Source organism: Lacticaseibacillus camelliae DSM 22697 = JCM 13995, from assembly GCF_001311195.1.
Classification (GTDB): domain Bacteria; phylum Bacillota; class Bacilli; order Lactobacillales; family Lactobacillaceae; genus Lacticaseibacillus; species Lacticaseibacillus camelliae.
Window position 1 is genome coordinate 1 of record NZ_BBAJ01000087.1, and the last position, 8,698, is coordinate 8,698.

The 8,698-nt window shown below is 59.9% G+C and carries 2 protein-coding genes and 6 pseudogenes; 5 read left to right on the forward strand and 3 right to left on the reverse strand.

The window, feature by feature from the left end:
* The 3 genes and pseudogenes from JCM13995_RS11750 to JCM13995_RS11760 form a co-directional block, all read right to left on the reverse strand.
* Window positions 1-585, reverse strand: a pseudogene (locus JCM13995_RS11750) (PTS sugar transporter subunit IIA); the annotation flags it as partial.
* 2 nt (window positions 586-587) lie between these two features.
* Window positions 588-1,504: pseudogene (gene pfkB / locus JCM13995_RS11755) on the reverse strand (1-phosphofructokinase).
* On the reverse strand, window positions 1,501-2,250 hold the full coding sequence (locus JCM13995_RS11760) for a DeoR/GlpR family DNA-binding transcription regulator (RefSeq protein WP_054665884.1): 750 nt from the start codon (window positions 2,248-2,250) through the stop codon (window positions 1,501-1,503). Before JCM13995_RS11760 ends, pfkB begins: the two are co-directional and overlap by 4 nt.
* 195 nt (window positions 2,251-2,445) lie before the next feature.
* Here JCM13995_RS11760 and JCM13995_RS11765 point away from each other — a divergent pair.
* The 5 genes and pseudogenes from JCM13995_RS11765 to JCM13995_RS11785 all read left to right on the forward strand — a co-directional run.
* A pseudogene (locus tag JCM13995_RS11765) lies at window positions 2,446-3,533 on the forward strand (DUF871 domain-containing protein).
* A gap of 67 nt (window positions 3,534-3,600) precedes the next feature.
* Window positions 3,601-4,476, forward strand: a complete 876-nt coding sequence (locus JCM13995_RS11770; protein ID WP_054665887.1) for an AraC family transcriptional regulator — start codon at window positions 3,601-3,603, stop codon at window positions 4,474-4,476.
* Window positions 4,477-4,730: 254 nt separating this feature from the next.
* Window positions 4,731-6,016: pseudogene (obgE, locus tag JCM13995_RS11775) on the forward strand (GTPase ObgE).
* A 28-nt stretch (window positions 6,017-6,044) separates the two neighbouring features.
* Window positions 6,045-8,006 (forward strand): annotated as a pseudogene (locus JCM13995_RS17860) (acyltransferase family protein).
* Window positions 8,007-8,097: 91 nt separating this feature from the next.
* Window positions 8,098-8,698, forward strand: a pseudogene (locus tag JCM13995_RS11785) (MBL fold metallo-hydrolase); the annotation flags it as partial.

Consider the following 8,698-nt stretch of genomic DNA (forward strand, 5'->3'; position numbering starts at 1 on the left):
CGGTGACAGCCACGACAAACGGCTTTTTGGCCGGCGGCCGGAGCGGCACTTGCGGCTGCCGCGGCAGCTTGGCGCTCGGCGTCCTGCTTGGCCGCCTTAGCCTCATCGGCCTTGTCTTTGGCGTCCTTGGCTTCCTGCGCGTCACCGAACAGTTGCAGGACCTCGTCCGGGGTCTGCGCCTTTTTTCAAGGCCGCGACCAGGTCGGGGTTAATCAGCAGGGATGACAGGGCAGCCAGCGCCTGCAGGTGCGTGTTGTTGGCCCCTTCGGGAGCGGCGATCATGAAGAACAGGTGGACCGGCTGGCCGTCTAAGGCGTGGTACTCGATACCGGCCTCACTCTTGGCAAACAGGACAGTGGCGCGCTTGACGGCCTTATCCTTGGCGTGCGGCATTGCGATTCCGTCGCCGATGCCGGTGGTGGACTCGGCCTCGCGCTTAAGGATGTCTTCCTTATACAACTGGTCGTCATCGATAATGCCTTCCGCCTTGTACTTGGCGACCATTTCGTCGATCGCGCCGCGCTGATCGGTGGCCTTTAGGTCCATGATCATGACGTTTTTGAGTAATAAGTCACGAATATCCATGATTACACTTCCTCCATTGTGATAGTGCGATAAACTTCGTCGATCTTCGCGCGGTCGGCTAGGTCCTTAGAATAGGTGGTCGCGCTGCCGCACGCGATGCCGACCTTGAAGGCCTCAAGCGGGTCCTCAGTCTCAGCCAGCGTGCCGGTAAAGCCTGCCAGCATTGAGTCACCGGCGCCCACCGAGTTGACCACCTGGCCAGGCGCGGCACTGCCGTGGTAGGCCTTGTCGGCTTCCACTAGCAGCGCACCTTTGCCGGCCATGGAAACCAGCACGTGCTGCGCGCCCAGTTTTAAGAGCTTGCGGCCGGCTGCGACCACCTGGCTCAAGTCGGTGTATTCGGCATCGCCGAACAGCGCAGCCAGTTCGTGGTGATTTGGCTTGACCACCAGGGGATGTTCCTCCAGGGTGTCCAGCAGAGCTTGCCCCGTGGTGTCGATCACAAACTCGGCCTTCGCGCGTGAATCAGTGGAATCAGGTCGCGATAGAAGCTTTCTGGCAAGCCGTTTGGCAAACTGCCGGCCATAACGACCACGTCGCCGGGCTGCAAGCGCTGCTGCAGGTTGGCCTTGAAGGCGGCGATTTCTTCCTCGCTGATGGTCGGGCCCGCTGCGTTCAGTTCGGTTTCACTTTCCGCGCGCAGCTTCACGTTGATGCGGGTCGGTTCTGTGACCTTCGTGAAGGCGCAGGGCAGGCCGAGCTGCTGCAGGCTTTCTTCAATGAAGCGGCCGGTGAAGCCGCCCATAAAGCCCAGCGCGGTACTGCCTTGGCCCAGCGCCTTGAGAATGCGCGAGACGTTGATGCCCTTGCCGCCGGGCAGGGTGAGCGCCGAATCGAGCCGGTTGACCAGTCCGAGCTGCAGATGCTCAAGCGTGACCACGTAGTCGATTGACGGGTTTAGGGTAACGGAATAAATCAATTGGTAACCTCCTTGATTGTGGGTTGATCTTCGTAGTACTGTGCGAGCTGACCAAGTGCCGTGGTGAGGATTGTCGCATCGGCTAAATCGCCGAACTTGGCGAAGCTGACCTGCCCGAACTTGCTGGGGTCGGCCAGCACCACGGTTTGGGTGGCGCGTTCAATGGCCACGCGCTTGATCGCCGCTTCCTCTTCATCAGGGGTGGTGAGCCCGTACTTCAGGTGGACGCCGTTGGTGCCCAGAAACGCCAGGTCGAAGTGGCAAGCCGCCATCGCGTGGGCGGTGGTGGCGCCGATCAGTGCCTTCGTTGCTGGCTTCACGGTGCCGGGCAGCATGCGCGTGGCGACCTGATAGTCGGCCAGCTGGCTGGCGTTGTCGACTCCAGTGGTGACCACCGTGATGTCCTTGCCGACCAACAGGGGAATCATTTGCCCCGTGCTGGTGCCGGCATCCAGAAAAATGGTGGCGTGGTTTGGAATCATGGCTGCGGCCGCCTTGGCGATCCGCTGCTTTTCGATCAGGTCCCGTGTGGCTTTTTCCCGGACGCTGGGTTCAACGGCCGCGTCGGCCAGGCGTTCCGCGCCCCCGTGAATGCGGCGCAGGGCGCCTTGCTCCTCCAGGTCCTGGAGGTCGCGGCGAATGGTTGACTCCGAAGCAGTCAGTGCCTGCATGAGGTCCTTGGCTTTGACCACGCCTTGCTGACGCAGGGCGGCTTTGATGTAGCGATGACGTTCTTCTGTAAGCACTTTCCTCACCTCTCGAAGTCATTATACGCTGGCAGCATTCAAAATCAATACATAACGTTCAAAAACCGTCATAAAGTTTGACTTAACCGTTCACAATACGTCATCTCAAAAATTGTTCCCACAAATTAGGCGTAATCACTTTCATTGGTGTAGGCCAATATGCTAACCTAGAGAAAGAAAAGGGGGATCATACTCATGGGAAAATTAGGCGTCTCCGTTTATCCGGAGCGTTCCACTTATGAAAAAGACGCAGCCTACCTGGATCTGGCTGCTAAGTACGGCTTCAAGCGCGTGTTCACCTCGCTGCTGGAAATCAAAGGCGATGCGGACACTGTCGTTGCCAGCTTTAAAAAGGTGATCGACCACGCCAACAGCCTGGGCATGGAGGTCATGGTCGACATGAACCCGGCGCTGTTCGAGCAGCTGGGTGTCACTTATGACAACCAGAAGTTCTTCAAGGACCTCGGCGCCTGGGGCGTGCGGCTGGACCTCGGCTTCACCGGGGCCGAAGAGGCGCGCATGACGCGCAACCCGTATGGCCTGAAGATTGAAGTCAACATGTCCTCGGGCACGCACTACATCGACAACATCATGTCGTACTCGCCGAACCGCGAGAACCTGCTGGGCTCGCACAACTTCTACCCGCACCAGTTCTCCGGCCTCGGTCAGGCCTTCTTCGATCAGGCCACCGCGATGTACACCAAGTACAACCTGAACACTGCCGCCTTCATTACCTCGCAGGCCGCGACCTTTGGCCCGTGGCCGACGCAGGACGGGCTGTGCACGCTGGAGGACCACCGGCACCTGCCGATCGAAACCCAGGTCAAGCATTACGTGCTGCTGGACACCATTAACGATGTCATCATCGGCAACGCCTATGCCAGCGAGGCGGAGCTCAAGCCGCCCATGATGCCTGGTTTGCCGAGTACCCAGTCCTCAAGGTCGTGCCAGATGCCGATATTTCGGACTTGGAAGCCGAGCTGCTGTTCAAAAATGACCACAGTTACCGCGGCGACCGCTCCGAGTACCTGCTGCGGAGCACCCAGACCCGCGTGACGTATAAGGACCGCGACTTTCCGCCGCACCACACGGAACCGATCAAACGCGGTGACGTGCTGATCGACAATGAGAAATTCGGCCAGTACAAGGGCGAGACCCAAATTGCGTTGCGTGACATGCCAAACGACGGCCGCGTCAACGTGGTCGGCCACCTGGCCCCGGATGAGCTGTTCCTGCTCGGCTACCTCAAGCCTTGGAGCGGGTTCCGCATGGCGCGGGCCTAACTCAAACCAGATCCCGTCTTCCATTTGGCGGGATCTGTTTTAATATAGGGGAAAAGAGGTGAGCACGATGGCAGAGATTCGGCACGAGATCATTCAGCTGACGCCGCATTTTCCGTTTCGCGACTATGTCCGCACGTCAAGCACCATGCGCGACGTGGCGCCGCACTGGCATCAGGGGCTGGAGATCAACTGCCTGATCGCCGGTGGCAGCCTGACGGTCGTCCAAGACGGGGTGACGTCGGTGTTTCAGCCCGGCAGTCTGTGGGCCATCGATCCGCGCGTAGTGCACAGCTCAACGGCGGAGCAGCGCGACGACTGGTGCGAGTACGGGTTTCAAATCGATCCCAACTTTTTGACGCAGCTGCTGCCGGATTCGGTCAACTGGCACTTCACGCTGCACGGCCGGCCGGCAGGGGGAACCGCCGCCAAGGCCTACGACGCGCTGTGGTCTTCGATGATGGCCATGTACCGGGAGAAGGCAAGCGAAGGCGATGACGTGAGCCGGCTGCGCACCCTCAGCGCGTTTTACCGGGTCCTGGCGCTGCTTGCCGAGCACTTCAAGGCGCCGCTGCAGACGCCGGCGGTGCGGGTCAATCCGCCACTGGTGGACCGCGCGATGAGTCTCATCGATCAGGACTTTGCGGAGCCCCTGACTCCTTCGAGTTTGGCCAAGCAGCTGCACGTGTCAGCCACCACGCTCAACGCCCAGTTCCAGGCCAGCCTGAAGATGTCCGTGACGCGTTACCTGCGCCAGGTGCGGCTGATGAAGGCGCGCGAGCTGCTATTGACGTCCAATAAGCCGATCGATTATGTCGCCACGGCGGTCGGGTTTGCCAATCAGCGGGCCTTGGCGCGTAATTTTAAGGGCTGGAAGGGTATGACGCCCAGCGCTTACCGCAAGGCGTATAAACGATTCCATAAAAATGACCGGGTTTACTTTTGAAAATGTCCGTTCTTTTTTTATGACTGATGTTATCCTGTACTTGTCAGTCAAGACAGGTTGGCACTTCGGACGGGGTCAACCCAATCATTGCTACTATGTGAGAAATCGGCTTTCCCCTGAGCCGATTTCTTTTTGTGTCCAAGCGGACCTGACGCGGGACCGGTAATCTAGTATAATTGCCAGTGATATTGGTTTGCACCAACGGGCGAAAACCCGTATGCTTGACACTTAGACTTACTAATAAGGAGGAGCTCATGTTTGTCGATCAAGTGACAGTAGAAGTTGAGGCCGGCAAAGGCGGCGACGGGATGGTGGCATTTCGCCACGAAAAGTTCGTGCCCTTTGGTGGGCCGGCCGGCGGCGATGGCGGCCACGGCGGCAGCATTGTGCTCTACGTGGACCCAGGGTTGCGCACGCTGATGGATTTTCGCTACCAGCGGCATTTTCACGCGAAGGCCGGCGGCAACGGCCTGGGCAAGCAGATGTACGGGCGCAAGGCGGAGGACATTCGTCTGGCCGTTCCGGCGGGCACCACGGTTTACGATGCCGACACACACCAAGTGATCGGCGATTTGACGAAGCCGGGCCAGGAGCTGACTGTCGCGCGTGGCGGCCGCGGCGGCCGGGGCAACGTGCATTTTGTCTCGCCGAAAAACACGGCACCGGAAATTGCCGAAAATGGCGAGCCGGGCCAGCACCGCTTCGTCACTCTGGAACTCAAGGTGCTGGCGGATGTTGGGCTGGTGGGCTTTCCGTCCGTCGGTAAGTCGACCCTGCTGTCCGTGGTGACTTCGGCCAAGCCGAAGATCGCGGCTTACCAGTTCACGACGCTGACCCCGAACCTGGGGATGGTGCAGCTGGACGACGGGTCCGACTTTGTCATGGCGGATCTGCCGGGGCTGATCGAAGGGGCCTCGAACGGCGTGGGCCTGGGCTTTCAGTTCCTGCGCCACGTTGAGCGCACGCGGGTGATCCTGCACCTGGTCGAAATGGATCCAGAAAACGGCCGCGAGCCGCTGGATGATTACCACCAAATCAGAAAAGAGTTTGGTACTTACGACGATAATATTTTGAAGCGCCCACAGCTGGTCGTGGCGACCAAACTGACATGCCAGGGGCCAAGGAACGGTTTGCCGACTTTAAGGCCGCGCTGATCAAGGAAGGGGTGCCGGCGGATCACATTTACGCGATCTCCAGCATCACCCACACCGGCGTCACCCAGCTGATGCAGGACACCGCCAAGGCGCTGAAGGCCGCACCGGTCTTTGAACCGAAGGCCACGGCGGAGCAGGCGCTGGCGCACGAAAAGCCGACCGAGGCTGAAGTGTCCGTCTCGCGCGATGATGACGGCACCTTCATTCTCAGCGGGACGAAGGTCGAGCGGCTGTTCAAAATGGCCAACCTCGAACACGACGACGGCGCGCTGCGCTTTGCGCGGCAGCTGCGCGGCATCGGGGTCGACGATGCACTGCGCGAAGCCGGGGCCAAAACCGGCGACACGGTCGCCATTGACGACTTTACGTTTGAATTTGTTGAATAATTAGGCAGGACAAGTAAGGCGGGATAGCATGGAGTCAGCCCAGCCAAAACGGCGTTACATCGGCGGCTTTGACGGGTTGCGGACCATTGGGGTGATCGGGGTCATTCTCTATCACCTGCGGCCCGACCTGTTTCAGGGCGGATATTTAGGGGTATTACTTTTCTTCGTGATCTCAGGATACCTGATCACGGATGGGTTTGTGCGGCAGTACGACCGCGAAGGCGGGAAGCTGAAGCTCGGCCAATTTTTCGGCAAACGGATCCGGCGGCTGTACCCGGCACTGGTGACCGTGCTGCTGGGGGCCAGTGCGTACATTGGGCTGTTTGCGCGCGACTTGTTGGTGAATCTGCACAAAATTGTCATCAGCAACTTGGCGCTGGTTTACAACTGGTGGCAGATCGCCAACGGGCAGTCGTACTTCGAGCGGTTCGCGCATAACGAGTCGCCGTTCGTTCACCTGTGGACACTGTCCATCGAGGGCCAGTACTACATCATCTGGCCGTTTATCTTTCTTTTGCTCATGAAGCTGCTAAAAACCAACGGCAAGCGGTTTGCGGCGACCATGGGCTTGGCGCTGGCCAGCGGGCTCTGGATGCTGGTGCTTTACCGCATGACCATGCTGGGCGGCGGCGATCCCAGCCGGCTGTATTACGGCACGGACACGCGCATTTTCGCCCTGCTGATGGGCAGCGCGTTGGCATTTGTCTGGCCGAGTCAAAAGCTTGCCCCCGATTTGCCGCTGCCCAGCCGCGTGCTGCTGGACGGGGTCGGCACCGTTGCGGCCGTGGCGATGGTCGCCAGTTTGTTGAACCTGTCCGACCAAAGCAGCGCCTTGTACGAAGGCGGCATGGTTGGTTTTTCCCTGCTAGCCATGGCACTGGTGGCCGTGATCGCCAGCCCCGCCACCTTGTGGGGCAAGCTGCTTTCCAACCCGGTCTTCCACTGGATCGGTACGCGCAGCTACGGGATTTACATCTACCAGTTCCCGGTCATGATCTTTTTTTTGAAAATGCGTTCCGGAACGTTGCCGATCACCCCGTGCTTTACCCGGTGATCGAGGTCGCCATTATTCTGGTGATCAGCGAGCTGTCGTACCGCTTCATCGAGCAGCCCGCCGCGCATGTCACCAAGCCACAGCTGCAGGCGTTCTGGCAGCGGCTGCGGCACGGCGGCACCGGGGGCCGCTTTTGCCCGGATTGGGGTGACGCTGGCTGCGATGATTGCAGTGCTTGGCGTCGCCGGGGTCGCCCAGGCGCCGTTTGCCAAGGAGGCGGAAAGCGCCGAGGAAGTGCACCTGAAAGCCAACCAGGAAACGGCGGCCCAGAAAAAAGGCCGCGCTGGAAAAGACCAAGAAGGCGCTGCGGGCCCAGAAAAAGGCCCAGTCCTCGAGCAAATCGAGCAGTCAAAGCAGCAGTGCCGCTTCGGCCTCTGCCAGCAGCAAGTACGCGCATCCGGTCAACCAGGACTTTGAGGCGTACGGCATCTCGCAGGGTGAGCTGCAGCAGGCGCAGACGACGCTGGTTTCGGCCATTGGGGATTCGGTCCTGCTGGACGCCAAGCCGACCTTGCAGCAGCTGATGCCCAAGCCTTCATCGACGGCAAAGTCGCGCGGCAAATGGGCGACTCGGTCGCGTTGGTCAAGTCCTACGCGGACCAAGGGGCGCTTGCGGACAACGTCGTGATCGAGCTGGGCACCAACGGGCCGTTTACCACGGCGCAAATGGACGCGATGATGCAGGCCATCGGGCCGAACCGGCACGTCTTCTGGGTCAACGCCCAGGTGCCGACGCGGCCGTGGCAGAACTCGGTCAACCAGATGCTGCAGGCCGGCACTAAGCGGTTCCGCAACTTGACCGTCATCGACTGGCACGGGTATGCCAACGGGCACCCCGACTGGTTCTACGACGATCAGGTGCACCCGAACCCGACCGGCAACAAGTATTACGCGGCGTACATCACGAAAAACGTCGTCGCACACGCAAAGCAATGATGGGGTCGAGCGCTGCTTGGCCCTGTTTTTGCGGCGTCGGCGGTTGTGATAAAATAAGGCGAACGTGACCTATAGTTAGGATGAAAAATCAATGGAACTCTTATTTCTTGGCACCGGCGCCGGCTCGCCTTCTAAGGCGCGTAACGTCTCCAGCACAGCGTTGAAGCTGCTGGATGAGCGCAACGAGGTCTGGCTGTTTGACTGCGGCGAAGGCACCCAGCACCAGATCCTGCAAACCAGTATTCGCCCGCGCAAGGTGGCTAAAATCTTCATCACCCACCTGCACGGCGATCACATTTACGGCCTGCCTGGTTTTTTTGACCAGCCGCGCCAACCAAGGCGGCGAGACCCCGCTGACCATTTACGGGCCGGAGGGCATTGAGCGCTTTGTGAAAACCAGCCTGGCCGTGACCGGCACCCACCTGCCGTACAAGTTGAACTTTGTGCTGTTGAAAACGCCTGGCGTGATCCTCGACGACGCGACCTTCCGCGTGACCTTTGCGCCGCTGAACCACCGCATCGCGTGCTTCGGCTTCCGCGTGGAGGAGAAGCCGCACGAAGGCGAGTTGATGATCGCCAAGGTCCAGCAGGCCAAGATCCCAGCTGGACCGGTGTACGCCAAGCTTAAGGCCGGCGAAACCGTCACCCTGCCAGACGGCCGCACGTTTGACGGCCACGATTTCATCGGCGAC

Coding starts and splice junctions, on each gene's coding strand:
- JCM13995_RS11770 (WP_054665887.1), top strand. CDS start 3,601: ATGGCAGAGATTCGGCACGAGATCATTCAGCTGACGCCGCATTTTCCG.